Raw genomic sequence first — 20,827 nt, forward strand, 5'->3', positions numbered from 1 at the left:
GTCCAGCTCTCATTACCCGTGCCGCTGTTACCGGCAGGGTCGGTCACAACAACACTGACATCGCCGTCCGGCTGAACGCCCGGTGCTGTCGCACTCCATTCACCCGAACCGTCTGCTGTAACCTGCGTCTGCGTACCATCCGGCCAGGTCACTGTCACATCAGAATTCGGCTCGGTTGTGCCTGTCGCTGTCGGGATATTGTCGCCTTCCGGATCGCTCAGAACAAAGTCTGCACCCGGTGCTGTCACATCAACTGTAATTTCCCCCAGAGAACCATTTGAACTTATATTCCCCGCCTGATCAATTTGGCGAACGAGTACATCTCCGTTCTCATAATCACCAGGCGCTAATTCAAAACTATTACCTGTCCCTTTTTGCCAGGTTTTACCGCCATCAATACTATATTCCCAAGTTGCTCCGGCTTCCAGATTGCTGACAATAACATTACCGTCTTTCGTTATACCGTCACCAACAATACCAGTATCATTTTCAAGTTTGACGACGGGAGCTTCCGGAGGTGTATGATCACTCTCACCAGGCTGCCCTCCAGGCCCCCGATCTCCCCCTCCACCCGAGCCTCCTGCAACGGCAGCACCTATTGCACCAAGGCCGCCCAAACCCAACAAAATCGGTAATATACCCCGATCTTTCTCGACCAGCTGATCAACAGATTGAATCTCCGCAAAGTTAAAGTCTGCCAAACCATCAGAATGGTGGCCAGCCCACAACTTTCCGTCACTGTCTTCGAGAACAAGGTCATTATCTTGATTGTTAATAAAATACTTATAAAAATTAACGATACGTATTGTTGTACCATTATGTAAATGGATCAAAAGATCTTCACCTGCCCGCTGAAAATCAGAAACATCACGAGGGCTGAGCGCCAGCTTCACAATGCTGGGTTCGGATAGCGTGATCTTGTTTCCAGAAACAGTACTTACGTGACCATTATTTTTATGTGTAACAACAACAAGCATAACGTTCTCCTCGCTTATTTAAAAGCAAAGAAAATCGATCAGCATTAATTGCACTCATGAAAACGGGTTTATTATTAGAGTACGCTAATAAAATATAAATTCCACATGAAAATCAAATAAAAATACGTCCCCCAATTTCATTGGCAGTTTCTGTTCGATTTTCAAAGCCAAAGTTCTAATTTTATAATGAAATTGATTATAAGTTCATAATCTATGCAAATATCGACTTTCTTTGTATAAAATTATTATTACTCTAAAATTATTCATTATTTAATGCTTATATTCGGAACCTCTGCGAAAATCAGCAGATGAAATACATCAAAAAGTCGCGATTAATGCACCTGAGCAGAAAAACCGCATATACCGGCGAACATCACCAGCGTCCGAATCCTTAAGACGCTTCGCCTGCCCCCCTTAAGAACAGCGCATTCTGATCGCCAACAATATAACTTTCATCGTGCCTGTCCAAAACAGCTTAGAGTTTCAGGCAAAAACGGTTCAATTCTGCCCGCTTAACAGATACGCCATAGTGCAAACACGGCGACAGGGTTTCCCTGCCGCCGTCTGTTATGCCCGCTTAGAACTTTCCTACAACATTGAGGAATACACCACGGTCATTAAGTGAAAGATCACGCAGATCATCAGAGAATTTGCCGAAATTATAACCGACACCGACTTTGAAATTCTCACCGACATGCCGGTATATTGCGGTCAGTGCGCCATAGTCGGTCGTTCCGGCCTCAGGCATATGCATAACACGCCCCTCAAGCAGCACATCCCAGTTCTTCACAATATGAAGATCACTACGGATGATACCCAGATGGGCAGATGAGTTCTGCCATTCTCCGAATTTCTCACGATCCTGCTCCATCAGGCGATAGCGTACCTTGCCATAGCGGAAACCGTATTTGGCACCGACCGACAACCACGGGAAAAGATCATAAGTAAAATCCGCTGACAGGATATGACTGCGTTGCGCAGGACCATAATCCTGACCGGTAATGGCACTGACCTGATTTTCACCCGGCTGGTCATAAAGCCAGGTATATTTGAACAGCGCATTCAACCGGTCATTGTCTACAGGGCGATAGGCATAACCCAGCGATGTTTCGACATAATTGCCATCACGGAATGAGCTTTCATGCGTGGAATCTGACAAAACCGCGTCAACTGCAGCGAGAAGACGCCAGTCCTCGCTGGTCTTCCAGCCAAGACCTGCAGCAAGCAGATAGGTATTACGATCCCGTGTGCCGTCCTCAGAATCTTCAAACCGGATTTCACCGCGAATGCGGGCATTGATCCGGTCTTCATCTTTATAACCAACCGACATGGAAACAGCAGTACGGTCAAAGTCAGAGCGTTCGCGGCCCGTCACCGGATCGATCGTATCATCATTAACTCTGCCGGATTCAAAACCGCCGTCAAATGTCCAGATTTTATCCGGTGTATAAGTCACACCATAGGTTTCTGTCAGTGAGCGCCGGCGGCCGAAGAGATCGTAGTTGTTCTCACCATAAGTCGACCAGTATTCATTAAGTTTGCGGCGTGCCCCGAACACAATCGTCCCGTGATCCGTGCCCGACAGATCATAAGTCCGGTCAAGATCGAAAGCCCGGTCCGGATCAAGACGGTAACCGATATAATATGTATCTTCAGCCGTCGGGTTATAGGCAATTGCGGCAAGTCCCCCGATACCATTCGTACCGTAAGAGATTTCACCTTCCAGATTAACCTTATCGGTCAGCTTATATTTGGAGCCGACACCCACGCGGTCACCGCGGTCGATATCACCTGAACGCGATAACGTCGCCTGTCCGAATATATAATAAAGCTGATCCGCATCCGGCGTATATTCCAGCCGGGCACCCGCATCCAGACGGGAACCGTTGTAACCGGACTTATAAGAGCTGGCGAGCGGGTTTTGCAGCTCCATGTAGGAAACACCGAAAGACGCTTTCCAGTATTCGTTAAACTGTTTGCTGGCTGCAGCAGTCCCTTTACGCTTTGTACGCCCGCCGACAGCACGATTATCGATATCGCTATAGGCCTGATCTTCTGTGAAATCATCATAGGTCAGTTTGAAATTGACCGTGTCTGTCACATCAATATCAGCATGCGCACCCCAGATACGCTGATCGGCAGCAACCTGCTCCGCCAGCGTTGAGAAACCGGCCTGCTTCTCCTGATAATAAATACCGGCAGTGCCCTTAATACCACTTTTGGTCAGATCCTCCAGATCGACCTGTGCTCTGGTGCGCCAGGCCATTGCCACACGGTCACGGGTGCCGGTGGTGCGCACATCACTGAGTGTCAGACCGCCGTCAGTTGAACGGGACATACCAAAGCCCGGCCCTTTAGAACGTGAAAACTCACCTTCAATAAAGGTTTTCTCCGATTTGCGTATCTGTAAATCGGCGCCATAGGCCTGCTGATTGGCAAGACCGGTATTTTCGCTCATACCGGTAACACCGACACGGACTGTCTCATTAAGCCATTGCTGTGCACGACCACCATAGACATAGCCGTCGATCTCGCCGATCGGCGGTGTATATTCATATTGCGAAATCAGATAAACTCTGTTTCCGCCCAATGCACCTTCGCGCACCGGTCCGGTTGTACCGGTTGAGGAAGACAAAGGACGTTTCAGGATCAGTACACCCTGCATATAATCGAAGGAATAATCCTCACCATAACGCAGTGTCCGGCGTTCCAGTACCTGTCCGGTAATCTGATCGCGGATCTCAACAGTGACTGTTTCCGAACCAACGGTAATATCCTGACGACGCATGAAATAGGCTGAGCCGCCTGTTCCGAGAAATTCATCGCGCTGCGGCAGGCTGTCAGGCTGCGCCGCATAAAGTGTGACTTCCGACTTTCGCTCACCGAAAGAAGTGGTCTCTTCCGAGCGATAAACAGCACTGGCACCGTAAAGCGCGCGCTCGGAACGCATAAATTCCGTGCCTTTAATAATCGCTTTGTAATTGCCCCACATCACATGACTGTCGCCGCGATCCAGACGCACATAGAATTTGCCGTTGGTCGGCGCGTCATCAACCATGGTCGAGTCATCGCCATAAACCGGATAGAAATCATTCGGATCAAGACGACGCAGCAGCTGCCGCGGATCCTTGGCATCAATGCCGCGGAACATATTCTCAATCTTATCCTCGCCGGTATCACCCGATGCTGTCAGCAAATATTTCCCCTGGATCTTACCTTTGAGGTAAAAAGCCAGCCGGCCTTTGGTATAGACCTTGTCATATTCCCCATCACGAACGGCTTCGATATTCTGATCGCCGGAACGTTTACCGACAGTCAGATCGGCCAATGCCACATAGAACCAGTCATTTTTCGGGATGTTAACCTGACGGCTGAAGTCAAGCGCGCTGCCTTTGGCATTACTCAGAACTTCCACGCCGACATCATGGTCACCCGGCGGCAGGATACGCTGCATGACAAAAGCACGGTCCCTGTCAACAGGGATCGTATCATCCAGAACACGGACATTATAGCCTTCCGGCACATTACGTCCGTAAACCGTAACGGCTCCGCCATGGATCGGAATATTCCGCAGCCCCGTATAATCCTCACCCATGCCAGGGGCTTCGCCCTCAAGCTTGACCTGTTTTTCCGGCTCAAGATCACGATCCGTACGCGCAAGGGAGCGCGGCAATGTCTCGTCATAACGTCCTGTACCGTCATAAACGCGCAGTACATATTTATATTTTGGCTCTGCATTGCCTATCGCCGGACGCATAGCAGGCATAGTCCAGCCCGCTTCCCCGTTAATATTCACAGGGACAGCTGTAACCAGTTCTTCATCCTTGCCGTCCTGCAGCGCATAAATACGAATTTCCGAACGTTCAATAAAGGCCGGATAATTGGATGTGGCAAGGAAGCGAACCTGCTCACCCGCTTTGTAAGCACGGCGCACCGGTACCGTCGATATGTTCAGTAGCGGCTGTGCTTCCAACCCGTCAAACTTAACCTGAATATCAACCGCACTGAGACCGATATCCGTTTTACGCTGTGCATCCGCAGTCTGTTTTCCACCCGAAGCCGGTTTAACATCCGCAGCTTTGGTTTCCGGTTTCTTGCTCTCTACAAGCGGCTCACCGTCCACGCTGATTGAAAACGGAATGTCACCTTCATCGCCGCTTTGCTCCGTATTCGGAGCGACAGGAATGTTTTTGACAGTTCTGCTTGTATCCAGAACCTTGCCCCGCACAGCCGGACTGTCCTTGTCAGCTTCCTGAGCGGAGGCAACCCCGCCGCTCAGATTAACAACCATGACAGCACAACCGGCAAGAAGTCCGCGTTGCATCAGGCGAATAAGACGATCTGCACCGACAGTTCCGCAAGCGATGGAGTTTAGTTTTTGCTGTTTCATTTGTCAGCCTCCACGCGTGTTTCCATGTCGAGTTCATAGCCGCCCCCTGCGGCCTTCCAGCGTCTGGTTATCTCCTCCTGTACCGCATTCATCCGCTGGCGGGCTGCTTTCAGATTTTTTGTCGTATAGGTAACGCGCAATGTTGAACGCTCTTGTTTCAGAACCCCGATCAGCTGATCCAGCCCTTTGCTCCACTGTTCCTTCAGCTGCAGGCTGTTGGAAACAAATGCATTATCCTTGAGGCTGAGGCGTACAACACGGCCGAGCGAAGCACCGAAATTGATCTTCGTCATTTTACCGGCTGTCAAACGCACAACGCGCGGGTTCTCTGTTGTCACGCGGTAGCCTGTCGGCAGCGTGCGGGGATCCAGTTTCATAATGAAGTTGCTGCCGATACGTGAATCCGGAAGAGCCGCACAAGCCACATGGAAGCGACCATACTTATCTGTCGTCACGAGAAGACCGCGTACCGTGGCAACACGGACTCCCGGAAGACCAGGCTCACCCTCGTCCTGATAACCGTTACCGTTCTTGTCGTCGAAGACCTTACCGATAATGTCACCGCATTCGAAAACCGGATCGACCATGATCTCGATCTGTGCGGTCGCATCCGGAGCAAGTGTATTGCCAGACGGATCGGTTACAATGGCACGGTTGGTGTGCTTGCCCGAGGAAGCAGAACTGAGCGCCAGCATTTGCAGCCGGATCACGACTTCGGAATTTGCCGCAATTGTCAGATCAGGGAAACGTATATTCAGACCATTGATGACCGGTGTCACCGCTGTTCCGTTCACGCTTGCAGAATCCTCGACATAACGGAAACCCGACGGCATACGGTCTGTGACCATCACACCGGAAACAGTCCGGTTACTCTTATTGGTTACCGTGATTGTAAACGGCGCTTTCTCACCACGACGGATCTGTTTGAGGCCCGCACGTTTTGCAATGACAATATCCGAAGGAATACCGGCAGGCAGCGACAGAACAAATTGCGATTCCGCAGCTTTTACTTCATCGCCTGCACCATAACGCCCCGTCGCCGTTGCGGTATTGACCACACCGTCGCGGATACCTGCACCGGCATCAATATCGGTTTCACTCAAAACATAAGTCGCGGTAAAGACCTGTTTTCCTCCCGGCAGCAAAGTTGCTGACGACGGTGTAAAGGCACCCAGCCTGTTTGAGGCAGGTTTTTTATTGAAGACCGGACCGTTATCAACCGGAACAACATCACTGATGCTCTGGTTACCGGTATTGCTCACTGTGAACTGATAAATAATCTGGTCTCCGGCATTAAATGTGCCGTTGCCGTCTGTATCTTTCAATTCGCCGGATTTAACCAGTTCAAGCTTCGGCGCCCGTTCAATGAGCTTGACGACCTCACTCGGATCACTTGTTACAGGATCATTGCCATTAACAGGAGCACCTGTCACCGTCGCGGAATTCACAACCTGACCCGCATCAAGATCGCTCTGCTTCAGAACATAACGTGCGGTAAAGGTTGTGGAATCCACCTGCCCCACAGCAAGCAGCGGGATCGGATCGCCGGAAATCACCACATCAGGCAGCGCATCTGCCAGCGTTACATCTTTCAGATCCACATCGCCGGTATTGGTGATCGTAAAGACATAATCAATAACCGATCCGACTGTATTTCCGGAAGGATCTCCCGCTTCCTTGACAACAGTCAGGGCTGCACGCGGGTTGAGTTTGGTTATAACTTCACTCGGATCACTGGTCAGCGGATCATTGCCGTTCACAGATGTTCCCGTTGCAGTTGCGACATTGACCACCTGTCCGGCATTAAGATCAGCCTGTGTCAGCGTATAGGTCGCGCGGAACGAAGTTGTGTCACTGGCACCCGGAGCAAGATCAACCGGACCACCGGTGATGACAATATCCGGCAGACTGTCATTAATACGGATACCCTTAATAGTCACATTACCGGTATTGGTAACTGTGAATGTGTAATCGATTGTCGAACCGACTGTATTACCTGAAGGCGCTCCGGCTTTCTTTTCAACCGCAAGCCCCGGTGTAACCGTTGCCTGTGCCGTTGCAGTCGCTTCATTGGATGTAACGGATCCGTCTGTTGCTGTTGCACGGTTTGTTACCTGACCGGCATCCAGATCGGCCTGCACGATACTATAGGTTGCGGTACAGGTCAGCGTTGCTTTCGGCGCAAGTCCACCCTGCGGCAATGCCGGACAGGAAACCGCGGCAATCTTGTCATCTGCAACCTGAATGGCATTGGTGATTGTCACATTACCATTATTGGTCACAAGATATTCATAGCTGACTGTATCACCGACCGCAGCAAACGGATCACCCGCTGTAACCTTCTTCTGCAGGCCGAGATTTTTGTCCTGTGCAATATTCACAGTGGCAGTATCAGCCCCCTCAACAGGATCACCTGCCGGTGTTGTGCCAGCTGCAGTCGCTTCATTATCCACTTTGCCTGCATCAATATCAGCCTGCGTCAGTGTATAAGTTCCTGTGCAATTCATGCTCGCGCCGGGAGCCAGAATCGTTGTTTCACAAACAGGCGGTTCAGGCAATTTCGGATCCGCAAGCGTAATATTGCTCAGGGTGACATTACCCTCATTGGTAACTTTGAAGGTATAAGGGATCGTTGCACCGGCAATATTACCCGAAGGAGTACCGGCTGTTTTTTCCAGCCCGATTTTACCCTCAGCTTTAATTGTTACGGTCACCTGACTGTCCGCCGTAACCGCGCTGTTATCCGGTGCGGTTCCGTTCGCTGTAACGGTATTCACCACAGAGCCACGGTCAATATCCGCCTGTGTCAGCGTATAAACAGCGGTAAATGTTGTATCATCAACAGCCCCCGGTGCCAGAGAAGCAACCGGATTGCCTGAAAGCACCACACCTGCCAGCTGTTCATTCAGATGAACATTGGTCAGTGTCACATTGCCGGTATTTTCAATACGGAATGTATAACCGACAGTCGAGCCAACTGTATTACCGCTCGGTGTACCTGCGGTTTTCACAACAGTCAGCGATGGTGTCAGGCTGAGAACAACAGAAACATCATCCGTATCGGAAGCCTCTGTACCTTTAGGCGAAGTGGCTGTTGCTGTTGCCTCATTGTCAACCTTGCCCGCATCCACATCAGCCTGTGTCAGGGTGTAAGTACCGGTACAGGTGGTTTCGGCTTTAGGGGCAAGTGTTATAACCGCACAACTTGGTGCAACCGGCAGCTTGGTATCGGCAATTGTCAGATTGGCCAGTGTTACAGTGCCGGTATTGGTAACTGTGAACGTATATTCAATCGTGCCGTCTTTTGCCGAACTGCTTGGTGTACCTGCGGTCTTCACCAGTGTCAGAGACGCTGTTTCCTGCAGAGATATTGTCGTGCTGCCGGAACCGTTAACAGGATCACCTGACGGCGGATTGCCGGTTACGGTTGCAGTGTTGTCAACCTGACCTGCATCCGCATCGGCCTGTGTCAGCGTATAGGTACCGCTACAAACGATCGTAGCCTGCGGGGCAAGCACCGCAACGGGGCAGGATACACCCGGTGCAGGAATCTTCGGATCGTTTACAGCAATGCCGGTCAATGTGACATTGCCTTCATTTTTAACTGTAAAGCTGTATTCGATTGTCTCACCGGCCGCATTGCCCGGTGTTCCCACAACCTGTTTAGCAAGAGAAATTGCCGGCTGCTGCTGGATGGATGACGTAACACTATCATCATCCTGTACAGTGCCGCCGCCCGGCACTGTGCCGGTTGCCGTAACAGTATTGATCACAGAACCGCGATTCACATCAGCCTGCGTCAGCGTATAGACCGCAGTAAATGTCGTATCATCAAAAGCGCCCGGTGCCAGTGAGGCAATCGGGTTGCCGGAAAGGACCACACCCGCCAGCTGCTCGTTCAGACGAACATCGGTCAGCGTCACATTACCTGTGTTCCACACAATAAATGTATAAGTAATGGTCGAGCCCGCTGTGTTACCGCTTGGGGTACCGGCTGTCTTCTCAACAGTCAGTGACGGGGTCTTGTTCACTGTCACAGTTACATCATCAGTGTCAGTCACCGCAGTACCTGCAGGCGGCATACCACTGACTGTCGCCTCATTATCAACCTTACCGGCATCCACATCAGCCTGTGTCAGCGTATAAGTGCCGGTACAGGTCGTATCTGCCCCCGGTGCCAGCACTGTAACAGCACAGCTTGGAGCAGCGGCAAGTTTGGTATCGCTCACAGCAATAGCATTCAGCGTGACATTACCGGTATTACGCACAGTAAATGTATAGCTGATTGTACCGCCTTCAGCATTGTTTGACGGTGCACTACCTGTTTTCGTCAGTTCGACAGACGGGACAGATGCAAGCGGCGTTTCTGTGCTGCTTGCATTACTGGTGACAGGATTGCTGCCGTCCGGCCGTGTTGCTGTAGCGGTTGCCGTATTAAGGACTTTTCCGGCATCCACTTCAGCCTGTGTAATCGCATGTGTACCACTACAGGTTGCAACGGCTTTCGGATCAAGCGCCTGCACATCACAGACCAGTCCAGCTACCTGCGGATCAGCAATCGCCAGATTGGCAATTCTGACATTACCGCTGTTCGTCACGCGGAAAGTATAGACAATCTGCGCACCTTCCCTTGAACCTGAAGGTTCGCCGGCGGTTTTCACCAGTGTAAGTGCAGGAGCCGCATCAACAGTCGTTGTTGCTGAATCGTCCGGACTGTCCACTTTTTTACCGGACGGCGTCGTACCGGTAGAATGGGCAGTATTGTCAATTCTTCCGCTCTCAATATCAGCCTGCGTCAGCGTATAATCAGCAGAGAAATACTTTACGTCACCCGGCTGCATTGTGTAAGGACCGCCGCTGATCAGCGGTTGCACTTTAGGATCAACAATCTCAACCAGTGTCAGCGGTATATTACCGGTATTCGTGACTTTAAAAGTATAGCGGACAATAGAACCGGCTGTATTACCGGTTGGTGTCGCAACGCTCTTCTCCGTCAGAAGAGCACCTTCTTCCGGAATCGTTACAATCGCTGCGGACTGCGGGCTGGTAACAGTACTGCCCTTTGCTGTCACGCCGGTTACGGTAGCAATATTTTCCACTTTTCCGGCATTAATATCGGCCTGTGTCAGGGCACGGAAGCCGGTACAAATCGTGCTGGCACCCGGAGCAAGTGCCGTAACCGGACAACTGACCGGCGCATCAGTCTTATCATCAGAAACCGCAATAGAGGACAGCGGCAGGTTACCGGAATTCGTAACTGTAAATGTATATTGAATTTCCGAATCCGGACGATTTTGTTGCGGTGTACCGGATACAACCCGCTTATCCAGTGTCAGTGCCGGCCTTTGCGCAATCTTCGTATCTGTGGAGCTGTCAGAACTGCGCACAGCTCCATTATTGCTGTCAGTACCTGATGCGAAAGCAGTATTCAGAACATAGCCGCGATTAATATCTTCCTGCTTGATTTTATAAGTACCGGTGATTGTGGACGTGCCGCCATTGGCCGCAAGATTACCGATAACCGCACCATTCAGCACGACATCAGGCAATGTTTCAGTCACAGATACATTGGTAAGATCCAGATTTCCGGTATTGGTCACCTTGAAATTATAGGTGATCTCATCACCGACAGCACTTCCGCTGAACGGATCGGCAGTTTTGACAATTTCCAGCGCCGGATTCTGTTTGATATGGACTGTTTCGGCATCTTCATCTGTAACCGCAACACCTTTATCTGTCTCACCGCGGACAGTCGCCTGATTGACAACACTGCCCTTTGCGACATCAGCCTGTGTGATTGTATAGGTACCGGTACAGGTCATTGAGACCTGCGGCTCCAAAGCAACGCTCGGACAAGTCACCGCAGATATCTGAGGGTCCGTTAAAGCGATGTTCTTCAAAGGCAAATTACCGGTATTAGTAACAACAAAGCTGAAATCTACGGTCGAGCCCGCAATCTCACCTGTCGGTGTACCGGCATTCTTCACCAGTGTAATGTCCGGCTCCGCAACAATCGGTGTGCTGGTGGAAGATTCATTACTGTCTACCGAACCGCCGCGTGTTCCCGTTGCCGTGGCAACAGCAGTGTTATCCACCTGTCCCGCATTAACATCGGCCTGCGTGAGAACATAGCTGCCCGTGCAAAGTGTGACCTCACCCGGAGCAAGCGCAGCAACCGGACAAGTCACAGCACTAATTTTCGGATCAGTCACCGCAAGGCCGGCAATTTTGATATTCCCTGTATTGGTAACACGGAATGTATAGCTGATCGTCGACCCCGCACTGTTGCCGCTCGGTATACCTGCAGTCTTCACAAGGGAGAGCTGAGGTGCAGCGGTGATCAATGTCTCGGTCGTGGAGGGCTGGCTCACAAAATCTGTATTGTCAGGGCCAGTGCCTGTTGCTCTGGCCGTATTCGTAATCTCACCACGCTCAACGTCTTCCTGTTTCAGCGTATAGGTCGCAGTGAATGTGTTTGTATCAACCGCGCCTGGCGCAAGAGACGCAATCGGACCGCCGGCAAGTACAACCCCTGCCAGTTCATCATTGATACGAACCTGAGTTAAAGTGACGTTACCTGTATTTTCCACGCGGAAAGCATAAGTGATCGTGTCACCGACATTGTTTCCGCTTACTGCTGTAACCGTCTTCTGAACAGTCAGGTTTGGCGTGCGCTGCACAGGAACTGTTACTGTATCCGGTTGACTGACAACAGGTGTGCTGTTCGGCGTCAGACCTGCGGCGGTTGCTGTATTGTCAACCTGACCGGCATTCACCTCAGCCTGCGTGATTGTATGCGTTCCGGTACAGCTGGTGCTTTCTCCCGGCGCAAGAACAGTTACCGCACATACTGCTGCGGCATCAAGCTTCGCGTCATTAACGCCAACCGAGGTCAATGTCACATTGCCTGTGTTCCGGATGTTGAAAGTATAGGCAATCGTACCGCCTACATTCTGGCTGCTTGGTGTGCCGGCCAGCTTTGTGATCGTCAGCGACGGTACGCTGGCAATAGGTGTCACTGTGCTGCTCGGGCCGCTTGTCGCAGGATCACCTGTTGCCGGTGTACCTGTGGCAGTTGCCGTATTACGAACGCGACCGCTGTTAATTTCAGCCTGTGTAATTGTATGCGTACCGGTACAGATCACCTCACTGCCGGGAGTAAGATCCCCTGCAGGACAGACTGCGCCGGGCGCATCGAGCTGTGCGTCGTTGATAGCAACGGTTTTGAACGTCACATTCCCCGTATTCCGGACAACGAATGTGTACCCGATTGTCGATCCAGCGGTGTTACCGGAAGGTGTTCCTGCCGTTTTAACCACGGTCAGAGATTTTGACTGGGTAATCGGTGTCAGCGTACCGGACGGATCACTGGTCAGATCGCCTGTCGGTGATGTACCTGTGGCTGTGGCACTATTCTGAACCTCACCCGCATCAATATCACCCTGCGTGATTTTATAGACACCGCTACAGGTTGTGCTTGCACCCGGTGTGAGTGTAGTGACCGCACAGGACGGGCCCGGCGCCGGAATTTTAGGATCATTGATCTTAATACCGGTCAGCGTCACATTGCCTTCATTCTTTACAGTGAAAGAATAACTGATCGTTGAATCCGGCGTATTACCGCTCGGCGCGCCTGCTGTTTTAACAAGCGAGATTGCAGAGCTGCGTGTCAGCGGGGTCTGTGTGCTGCTTGGCTCACTGATAACACGCGAGCCTGCAGGCGGCAGACCATTGGCTGTCGCTGTATTATCGGATGTACCCGCATCGACTTCACTCTGTGTAATCGTATGTGTACCGGTACAGGTCGTTGTCGCACCCGGCGCCAGTACTGTCGCCTGACACTGGGCAGGCGCATTCAGTTTCGGATCATTAATACCGACGGATGTTAATGTGACATTCCCCGTATTCCGCACATTGAATGTATAGGCAATTGTACCGCCTGCATTCTGACTGCTCGGCGCACCGGCCTGCTTTTCGACAGTAATCGCCGGTGTGCGTGTCAGAGGTGTTGTGGTTGTACTCGGCGGACTGGTACGGGTTGTACCTGCCGGATCATTACCGCTTGCAGTCGCACTGTTATTCGAAGTTCCCGCATTCACCTCAGCCTGCGTGATTGTGTATGTGCCGGTACAGGTGGCCGTGGCATTCGGCAGCAATGTCGTCACATCACAAACCGCAGGACCATCAAGCTTCGGATCGTTGACTGTAACACCTGTGAGCGTGACATTACCGGTATTGCGGACAATAAAGCTGTACGGAATGGTTGAACCGGCTGTATCACCTGTTTTCTCGCCTGCTGTTTTCTGAACAGTCAGGGTTGCGACACGGGTGATCGGTGTCGTGGCGGTTGAATCATTACTGTCAACATTACCGCTGTCAGGTCCTTTGCCCTGCGCCTTTGCCGTATTGACAGACTGACCCGCATTAAACTCATCCTGCGTGATCGTATGCGTGCCGGTACAGGTGGTTACAGCACCCGGCAGCAGAACTGTCTGCGCGCATTGTGCAGCCGTATCCAGTTTCGGATCGGCAATTGTCAGACCGGTCAGCGTCACATTGCCTGTATTTTCAACACGGAAAGAATAGGCAATGGTTGAACCGACCGCAGTTCCGCTCGGAGCACCGGCTGCTTTTGTCAGCTTCATAGAAGGTGTGCGTGTCAGCGGCGTTGAAACTTTAGCTTCATTACTTGTAACAGGAACATCCGCAGGTGTTTTACCACGGGAAATCGCTGTATTATCGACTTTACCCGCATCAACTTCCGCCTGTGTAACCGTATGCGTACCGGTACAGGTCATGCTTGCATTCGGCGCGAGCAATGCTGCCGGACAGGACGGACCCGGTGCAGGAATATTAGGATCACTCAGAGCAATACTGCTGATCGTCACATTGCCGGTGTTACGGATGACAAACTCATAATCAATTGTCGATCCGGCTGTGTGACCTGACGGGGTTTTTGCAGTCTTGGTAAGGGTCAAAGCACCGTTTGCAACCAGCGGTGTCGAAGTGGTGCTTGGCGGTGTTGTAAGCGGTGTACCGCCGCCCGGAGGCGTAGCCGTTGCCGTTGCACTATTATCAACTTTACCGGCATCAACTTCTGCCTGTGTGATCGTATGCACACCGGTACAGGTGGCCGTCGCATTCGGGGCAACAGTTGACGGCTGGCAGCTTGCAGCAGCATCCAGTTTATTATCCGTAATCAGGAGCGATGACAAAGGCACCTGACCTGTATTCCGGATAGTAAAAGTATAAGGAATTGTTGAGCCGGCTGTATTGCCGGTCGGCGTTCCCGCCGTTTTCACCATCGTCAGCGATGCGGTTTTCGTCGTATTTGTAAAAATACAGGAAATGTCATCACCACGCGCAGGTGTCACACTGAAACTCGATCCGGCCCCGGACGGTAAAGTTGTCGGCGAACCGGTTTTGGCATTGGTACAGGACAGAACCGGACTGTAATTATTAATCGTTCCACTGCCTGTAACCACTTCAGAAAGTGTATAGGCTGTGCCCGGGCGCACATCCGAAAGCAATGCCTGACCACTGACGGAAGAACCAGAGCCGGTCGTGACCGCGCTTGCGGAAGTCGCACCCGCGATTGAAAGACTGAACTGATCCGCAGCTGCAAAACGATTGCCGTTCAGTGCTTTATTCAGTCTGATACGGGCATCATCATCAAGAATTGTATAAGTCGCGCTTCCGTTAGCCTGCGCGCCGCAACTCTGCGTACTCGCAATTGTATAAGCACCCGGATTAGCCGTCATTGCAAACTGAATGGTTTTATCAGGCTCAATGATATTATCATCAAGAACACGAACGCCGGTTTCAATGCGCTGCGTACCGTCATAGTCGCCTGCGGGAATTGTAACACTGAAGCTGTTTGTGCCCGTCGGCGTTGTGTAATCCGTACCAAGCACGGCGGTTCCGCTGAGCGTGACCTGAACAACAACGTTTGATGTCAGCGTACCGGCAACCCGCAGACTTGGCAGATTGGCTGTCGGAATATTTTCATTTCCGGAACTGGTGCCGGGCTGAAACTCGACATAAGGCGTGAGCGTGATCTGAATATTGTCGAGAAAATTTCCGACACTGCCGGCATTCAGGGATTCAAACCCGAGCGTCTGAACACCGGAAGTTCCGTTATAGGTATATGTTCCGCTACGGGGAAACCATGAGCTGGCATTTGCATCGGAACGATAAATCTGGCTCGTTGTACCGGTCGGCGTTGCCGCAATATTAAACGAAATACTTTCCGTTCCGGATGTGGCGCGGCGGCGATGCGAAAACTGCCAGCTGAACTGCTCACCAGTTACGAGACAGACATTCTGATACAGACGCGAAGATACATTCGCATTCAACTCAACAAACTGTGTACCGCTTGCAGCATTGACACTCTGAAACCCGTTCGTCCACATCTCAATAAGGCGACCGTTATTGCTGGTCGGCTTCAACGTACAACCGCTGCTTGTAGCGGCACTCGGATGTGTTGTCAGCCAGCCCGGAATCTGACTATCCGGCAAGAATGCCAGACAATTCGTACTGCCTAAATTCGGGCTTTCAAAGCTCTGATTGATAAAGCTGCGCTGCACCTGCGCATAGGCAGGCGGAGAAAAACACAAAACTGCAACTGATAAAAGATACGCACACCGTACAAAGAAAGACTTTAATACACTTTCAGTTGTCAACACCGGCTGCGCTCCTGATTATCTGAGGTTGTGTTTTTGGAACGAAAAGGCCGTCGAACACAAAAATTTCATTTCAATATCAGGAGAAGCTATATGTTTATCGTGAATCGGGGACAACCGGTGTTTGTTGTTATCCAATACGTTTAACCCGTCACAGTTGCACCAAGGCCACAAAAGTTAACGTAAACTTAATAACAATAATCGCTTAGCAGCAAAGATTATGAGTTAGCCCCCAAAGCAGAGTTATTCTTCGACTTTATTACCGGCTCATCTGATGATTATCCCCCTCCCCAGGGATGACAAATGCAATCTTGCATCACGCATCAAAAGCCGAAACAGCCCCCGTTTTTGCAACAATGACCGGGACAGCGCCAGAATAATGACAGCACTGTTGCTCATCAAAAAGCATTCAGGCTTGATGTGCTAATGTCGTCGGGACATGAAATCTCCCGCTTATATTTATTTTCTAAGGGCCGGTGCTTTGCGGGCAGGTATTCTCGGGTTTGCAGACCAGTCCCGTCTGCGCAAGCAAATCAGCCACACCATCACGTGCACCCAGCCCGTCGGGATCGCAAAGATATTCCATGTGATCGCTCAAATATCCGGCCATCGGCGTACGCCAGTCCGGTGAAGTCTCGACCATCTGCTCAGCCGTATAAAGCAGATATTCAACATATGCCCCGTAAGCGGTGAGCTCTGTTTTATTACTGAGCGAGCAATAATCTGCCCGCGCCAGTTCGGGCTTTTGCACAGTCAGGTTCAGAAACTCGCGATATATTTCGCGTGCGGTCTGATCCCGCTGTATCAGATCGGCCTGACCGACCTGATACGGAATAATAATCAACGCTGAAAGCGCGGCAAAGGCCGTGGCAATTCCGCCTAAAGCGGCTAAAGGTTCAGTATTACGCCGTAGCCAATTCCACATGTTCAGACCTTGGGTTGCTCATGGGTTGCACAATGGATACCACCACCAACCTCGCCTACCGGATCGATATTCAGTGTAACAATCTCGCGACCGGGATATAATTTGCCAAGTATAGCCGCAGCCCGCTCGTCGGCCTCACGATCCCCGAACTCAGCAGCAATCACCGCGCCGTTACAAACATAATAATTCACATAAGAAGATACAAAATCGCGACTCTTCGAACGGATATCATAAGGTTCCGGTAAAATGACCATATCCAGCTTGCGCCCCTCGGCATCAGTCGCTGCGGCCAGAATGTCATGCGTCTCGAAGGAGGCAACCGACCATGGGTCTTCAGCGTCAATCTCGTCGCCCATCTGGATCAGCAGTTGTCCCGGTTTAACGAAACGGGCAAGCGCATCAATGTGATAATCGGTAATATCTGCACCAATAATTCCGGGTGCCCAGATCATCTTGCGCGCACCCATCGTATCCAGCAGCATCTTCTCAATTTCAGCTTTGCTGCCCCGATTGCGATTGGCATTAACGAAGCTGCTTTCATGAGCAATCAGCGTGCCGTGGCCATCGGTTTCAACACCTCCTGCTTCTCCTACCAGCCCTGCATCAAAAACCTGCAAACCCAATCGTTCGGCTATCCGTGCAGCGATCTTACCGTCTGCGCCGTGGGTCTGCTTGTTCCCCCAACCATTAAAATTGAACTGTGTGACAGCCAGTCCGCCCTTGCCATTGATGACAAATGAAGGGCCGGAATCGCGACACCATAAATCGTCAGTCGGAATGTCCCATAGCTCTACTTTCTGCGATACCAGCTTGCGAACAGCGCGATGGTGCTTTGCAGCAGCCAGCATCACAACCGGTTCAAACTCTGCGATCGTGTTAGCGATTTTCGCTATAGTTTTCTGAATATCATCCAGAAAATCAGGATCGTCATAGACAGCGGGATTTACCGGCCATTGCATGAAAGTGCGCTCATGCGGTTCTGTTTCTTCCGGATACCAAAAACCGGCAGCACGCGCGGATAAATCTTCCGCATGCCCGCGGCGCGCCTGCACCGACAGACCAACCGCAGTGGCAGCAGCCCCCAGCAAAGTTTGACGGCGTGTCATCATCCTATCACCATGAAAATTAAAGAGGAAAATTTATATTTTAGAATATATTTATATAGAGTAAGACCGCCCGTACGCGCTGTCAACGGATGCTGAACAGATCATGCAAAGTACAGGGTTATTCATTGACACTCCGGCCGGTTTAAACCACATCATTAGCAACAATATTAGCCTGTTTTAATGATCCCAGTCCGGTAACGGTGACCAGCTCTCAACAATCAGATCGATAAATCGCCGCACCTTTGGCGAGAGATGGCGTGGTGACGGATATACAGCGCGGATCGGTTCTCCTTCCGCTGTGAAAGCTTTGAGAACAGGAATGAGCCGTCCGGCCCGCACATCTTCACCAACCAGAAATGTGGCTAACTGGCCTATTCCGTAACCGGCCAAAACCCCGTCACGCAGCGCCTCTGCATTGCCGGCACAAAAACGCCCGTGCACCGGCAGCGTTCGCATCTTGCCGTCAGCCAGGAACCGCCAGTCAGCGGGACGGCCGGCATGCATAAAGGCGAGACAACTATGTGCCGCAAGGTCTTCGATTGCGGAAGGCACGCCATGCGCCTCCAGATAGGCCGGTGTGGCACAGGTGACAAGCCGGTGCGGTGCAAGCGTTCTAGCCATTAACCGGCTGTCGTCAGCCCCGCCAATACGAATGGCAAGATCAATACCTTCATCTATCAGGTCGATATACCGGTCATTGAAACTGACATTGACTGCCAGCTCAGGCCACATTGCCATGAAACGGTGCAGGACCGGCAGAATATGCAACCGGCCGAATGAAAACGGGACATCAATCCGCAACCGCCCGCGCGGTTCCTCTCTGCGTGTTGCCATGGCCGCCTCAGCCTCATCAAGATCGGCAAGAATTCTCTGGCACCGGTCATAAAAGGCTGCGCCTTCATCGGAAAGACCGACACTGCGGGTGGTGCGATGCAGCAAACGCAGACCAAGCCGCTCTTCCAGCCGCGCAATTCTCTTGCCGACAGCCGAACGCGACAGGCCGAGTTGTTCAGCCGCTACCGTAAAGCTGCGCGCGTCCGCCGTGCGAACGAAAGCAATAATGTCACCCATACGATCCAGATTCATCCGTCATCCAATTGCACACTTTTATTCCCCAATGAAGAGAATAATAAGCACTTAATATGTTTTTATATCCGCAATAGCGTCTCATGGATTTTATCTGAATACGAAAGATATTCCATGCCCGCTTTATTCTATGACCATCGCCGATACTGGCTGTTGCTGGCCGTATGTGTCGCCAGCTTTCTTGAACCTCTCGCCACAACGGTTGTGACCGTTTCCCTGCCTCACATCCAGCGCGCAACAGGAGCCGGTTTTACCGAACTCCAATGGGTTCTGAACGCCTATGTACTGACATTCGCTGCCCTGGTTCTGACAGGCGGCGCACTGTCCGACCGCTTTGGACGCAAACGTGTTTTCATCGGTGGCCTCTGGATATTTACCGGTGCTTCTGTGGTTTGCGGCATCGCGTCAGCCCCGTCCATGCTGATCCTCGGACGTGCAGTATCCGGAGTCGGTTCCGCATTCATGCTCAGTGCCGGTCTTGCGTTAATGGTACAGGTGTTTCACGGTAAAGAGCGCGTACAGGCTTTCGCCATCTGGGGTGTAGTCGTTGGTGCCGGATCTGCTCTCGGGCCATTAGTCGGTGGTCTTCTCACCGATAATCTGGGCTGGCGCTGGATATTCCTCATCAACCTGCCGGTTTGTCTGCCATTGATCTGGCTAACTTTATGGAGCGCCGGAGAGTCGCGTGATCCGCAAGCGGGGCCGATCGACCGGGCCGGACTTTTAAGCTTCACTGCCATGTTTATGCTGCTGATGTATACGCTGACTGAGGGCAACAATCTCGGCTGGACAAGTCTGACAGTCATCGGCTTACTCACTATAGCCGCTATATTGTTTACACTCTTCGTGCGGACACAGTTGCGTCAAGCCCGCCCCATGTTTGATCTGTCGCTGTTTGCCAATCCGGTATTCACCGGAGCTTCTGTCGTTGCAATAGCCATTGCAGCCGCATTTTTCACTCTGCTCGTTTATCTGCCGGTCTATATTCAAGGCGTCCTTGGCTATAGTCCTTCTCAGACGGGACTGGCTCTGGTTGTGATGGCAGTACCGCTGCTTATCATGGGTCCAGTCAGCGCGCGTCTTGCCATGATAATCTCACCAAGGCTGTTTTTATCGGCCGGACTGCTCATTATCGCCGGGGGTGCGTTTTTACTTGGCCTCGTTAATCATTACGGGGCAGTTGCACTCTATGCGGGAATGATCGCAACCGGCATCGGTGCCGGACTGATTAACGGCGAATTATCGAATGTCGCAATAAGCGCTGTTCCATCAGACCGCAGCGGCATGGCTTCGGGTATCAGCAACACCATGCGCCAGCTCGGCTTTGGTATAGGCATCGCCGGACTTGGTGCGATCTTCAGCGCCAGCCTGATCCGTGACCTTTCACAATTCGACAGGTTATTTCTCGAACGTGTGGCCTCCGGCGATGTTTCCACAGCAGTTTCAGCAATCAGCAGCGATCAGGGAGAAGCACATGATACAGCAATCACAGCCCTTACATCGGCTATCTCCAGCCTGTCACACTTTGCTGCAATACTTGCGCTAATAGCTGCTGTACTCGCTTTTCTGCTCATTCGTTCCGCAGCACCTGCCATAGCAACAAACCGCGCCGAGTAGCATTTTGTTTTATATCCGAACTGGAAAGACCCATCTTACAATGC

Annotated in this window: 7 protein-coding genes; 1 reads left to right on the forward strand and 6 read right to left on the reverse strand. The window is 51.5% G+C overall.

The genetic code is table 11. From position 1 onward, the window contains the following. The 6 genes from HBA93_RS00005 to HBA93_RS00030 all read right to left on the reverse strand — a co-directional run. On the reverse strand, nt 1-977 hold a 977-nt coding region (locus tag HBA93_RS00005; protein WP_221721899.1), incomplete at its 3' end, for a BapA/Bap/LapF family prefix-like domain-containing protein. 577 nt (nt 978-1,554) lie between these two features. Next, a complete protein-coding gene (locus tag HBA93_RS00010) occupies nt 1,555-5,367 on the reverse strand; it encodes a TonB-dependent receptor (protein WP_221721900.1) in 3,813 nt (1,270 codons plus the stop codon). Next, nucleotides 5,364-15,983, reverse strand: a complete 10,620-nt coding sequence (locus tag HBA93_RS00015; protein ID WP_221721901.1) for a CLIPPER-2 domain-containing protein — start codon at nt 15,981-15,983, stop codon at nt 5,364-5,366. Before HBA93_RS00015 ends, HBA93_RS00010 begins: the two co-directional genes overlap by 4 nt. 532 nt (nt 15,984-16,515) lie before the next feature. Continuing rightward, a complete protein-coding gene (locus HBA93_RS00020; RefSeq protein ID WP_121993993.1) occupies nt 16,516-16,974 on the reverse strand; it encodes a hypothetical protein in 459 nt (152 codons plus the stop codon). Between the two features lie 2 nt (nt 16,975-16,976). Beyond that, nucleotides 16,977-18,083: an agmatine deiminase family protein gene (locus tag HBA93_RS00025; RefSeq protein ID WP_221721902.1), complete on the reverse strand. Its 1,107-nt coding sequence runs from the start codon at nt 18,081-18,083 to the stop codon at nt 16,977-16,979. A 174-nt stretch (nt 18,084-18,257) separates the two neighbouring features. After that, nucleotides 18,258-19,166 carry a LysR family transcriptional regulator gene (locus HBA93_RS00030; protein ID WP_221721903.1) on the reverse strand — a complete coding sequence of 303 codons (909 nt, stop codon included), beginning with the start codon at nt 19,164-19,166 and terminating at the stop codon, nt 18,258-18,260. Nucleotides 19,167-19,280: 114 nt separating this feature from the next. Between HBA93_RS00030 and HBA93_RS00035 the strand changes: the two genes are divergently transcribed. Next, the gene (locus HBA93_RS00035) at nt 19,281-20,783 is read left to right on the forward strand and encodes an MFS transporter (RefSeq protein WP_221721904.1); all 1,503 of its coding nucleotides are present in this window, start codon (nt 19,281-19,283) and stop codon (nt 20,781-20,783) included. Nucleotides 20,784-20,827: the final 44 nt, after the last annotated feature.

It is taken from the genome of Ochrobactrum sp. SFR4 (assembly GCF_019730395.1).
Taxonomy (GTDB): Bacteria; Pseudomonadota; Alphaproteobacteria; order Rhizobiales; family Rhizobiaceae; genus Pseudochrobactrum.